Below are 2,585 nucleotides of genomic sequence, written 5' to 3'. Positions count from 1 at the left end.
TTGATTGTCTCTATGACAATTTTTGATTTCTCCTCAGCACTATATTGCCTTACTTGTTTTTTCATCTCTAGCTCTCCTTTTTTGCTAAAGAATTCTATCTCATTTCTTCTATTTTTGTGTCCAAAATATGGAGACCATTATAGTTCTACTAACCCTTGGGTTGTAATCTTCTTAAGAGCAACATCTTCTTTTATTCCATCCTTTTTATTCTCATCTAGAAATTTGGATAATTTTGCTTCTAGAACACTGTCAGACATTGCATGAGACCAAATGGCTTCGTTAATTTTGTTTTCAACAAATTTATCGCTTTTCTTTTCTTCAACGCTTTTTACTGCTGCAGAAATTTTTTCTAGTTGGCTATTGTCAACAGTAAAGTTCTTATTCCACAAACTAGTATTACCCTTCTTCACAAGCTTGTCTGTAAGATTTTTTGCTAAAATATCTGTATTCTTTTTTAGATATTCAGGATCAAGAGCAGACAAAACTTCTGATAGCTTACTTTCAATTTCTACCCGCTGTTCAGATTTTATTTTGGCATTTTTTTCTTTTAAAATCGCATCAATTGCCTTAGAAATTATCGGCGAGCTTATTTCCGTGTTGATTTTCTTGTTCGGTTTTTCTTCTGGAAGAACAATCGATTCAGGCTTCACTGACTGCTCACTTTTTTTACCATATTTCTCAGTTAGATGATTGAGAACATTGTGTAGTGATTCAGTAGAAATACTCCAATCTTTGAAAAGATTCGAACCAAAAGTTTTATGCTTTTCAATATTTTCTGCAAGCTTCGGTATTATGTCTCTTTTGTTTCTTCGTAGATCATCAGGATCAAGTTTGATCAATTCCTGAAATAATTGTTTAGTAATTTTTTCTTTCTGCTTGTCTGGAATATCATTTCCTGCTTTAATTTTATTAACAACTTCTTGTACTACTTGTTTTACTTCTAATTCAAATGCCTTGCCATCCATATCTTTAAGAATGCTGTTAATAGAATTAGCGAATTGCCGGATATTTTCTGTTGTAATTTTCTTGTCATCTAGTATACCCCAGTTGCCTTCAACACCGCCTACTGTAAAAAATTTAAGAGTTTCTTCATTAATCAACTTGACTAGTTCTGGAAATTTTTGGTGTGATAACATAGACAACATAGCTTTCTCTAGTTCAGGCGGAATATCATGGATATAAGGTGTAATCCTGGAAAAAAATGCTTGTCCCTTGTCGGCATGTAGAAAAGTAGGTTTTCCATTTTCATCCTTGTCCATAATCCTTGCATCTATAAACAGCTGATCAATGAAACGTCTATTTAGAAGCTTCCTAATTCCCTCATTAGTTGATAATCGCCCTGCTACTTCTTCCTGGTAATTTTTCATTTCCTTCTTAAAATCAGCAAAATATTCCGAATCAATACCTTCTTTAACCATTTTTTCAATTTTTGTATTTATGGCTTTTATAGTTTCTGGTAAGCTCTTAACATCTCGTGCATTTTTTCCACCATAATCTTTCTCTGCTTTCTCTTTTGTTAAAAAACTTTTACATGCTGTAGAAAAATCAGACTGGTTAATGTCAATAATCCCTCCATTAGCTCTTGCTGCAGTTGCAAATGCATCCATAAGAAAACCTTCGTTAGATATTAAGTTCTTCCGAAAAGTTTCGATAATATTAGCCACTTTTGTTGCGACGGCACTTTTTTTGCCTTTAACATCAACACCTTCGTCACTATCGTAGCCAGAATCATTACCATCATCATCTATCATAAATACATCCTATCATTATTAAAGGTACGTTATAATTTTGCCAAACACTATCAGTAAAGTGTAATAGCTTTTTAATGTCAAACAAAAAATCGAAAAATAGAGATATTTATTGTACTCTAATCTCATATCTCATATATATATTATGATTTGGAGAATTGGAATATGGTAGAAGATAATTACTCAAAAATAATCTGTTATAATAATACATCATTGTGTAAATATTTAGAAAAAGAGCAACTAGTTTTAGTCGGGGGATGTTTTGATTTATTGCATTATGGTCATATACAATTTTTACGTAAAGCCAAAGCTCAAGGAAAACATTTAATTATAGCTTTGGAACCAGATGAAACTATTACGAATTATAAAAAACGTAGAGCCATCCATAGTCAATTGCAGCGTGCCGAGATCTTAAGTAGTTTAAGCTTTGTTGATAAAGTAATTATGTTACCTCTACTTAAAGGTTTTGATGACTATAATCAATTAGTACAAAATATTTGCCCATCGATAATCGCTGTAACAAAGAATGATCCTCAGCTTAGTAATAAGCGTATTCAAGCTAAACTTATAGGAGCCCAACTAATTGAAGTTACTGACTTAGTAAAAAATCAAGAGATACAGGTGGTGTTTAGTACCGATAATATACTCAATATGATTGACTCATATGACCAAAAAATGGACTATGCCTATCCAAAATTGGCACGAAGCTATGGCTCATTTGATGATTAAATTTGAGGAATATATGTTTGGTAAACTAATCCTAGGTTCTGTTGACAAAATTTTATGTTAAGTTATCAGAGTAGAATAAAGAAGTTGCAATAGTAAGAAGAAATGGTA

Annotated in this window: 2 protein-coding genes; one reads left to right on the top strand and one right to left on the bottom strand. The window is 32.1% G+C overall.

Features of this window, described 5'->3' with window-relative positions:
* Nucleotides 1-137: 137 nt before the first annotated feature.
* Nucleotides 138-1,751: a hypothetical protein gene (locus RiCNE_RS06720; RefSeq protein WP_094649791.1), complete on the bottom strand. Its 1,614-nt coding sequence runs from the start codon at nt 1,749-1,751 to the stop codon at nt 138-140.
* A 162-nt stretch (nt 1,752-1,913) separates the two neighbouring features.
* Here RiCNE_RS06720 and RiCNE_RS08520 point away from each other — a divergent pair, with 162 nt between their 5' ends.
* On the top strand, nt 1,914-2,477 hold the full coding sequence (locus tag RiCNE_RS08520; RefSeq protein WP_094649790.1) for an adenylyltransferase/cytidyltransferase family protein: 564 nt from the start codon (nt 1,914-1,916) through the stop codon (nt 2,475-2,477).
* The last annotated feature ends 108 nt before the right edge of the window (nt 2,478-2,585 follow it).

It is taken from the genome of Rickettsia endosymbiont of Culicoides newsteadi (assembly GCF_002259525.1).
Classification (GTDB): domain Bacteria; phylum Pseudomonadota; class Alphaproteobacteria; order Rickettsiales; family Rickettsiaceae; genus Tisiphia.
Note: the sequence above shows the minus strand (reverse complement) of the source record. Positions and strands in the feature narration are given on the sequence as shown.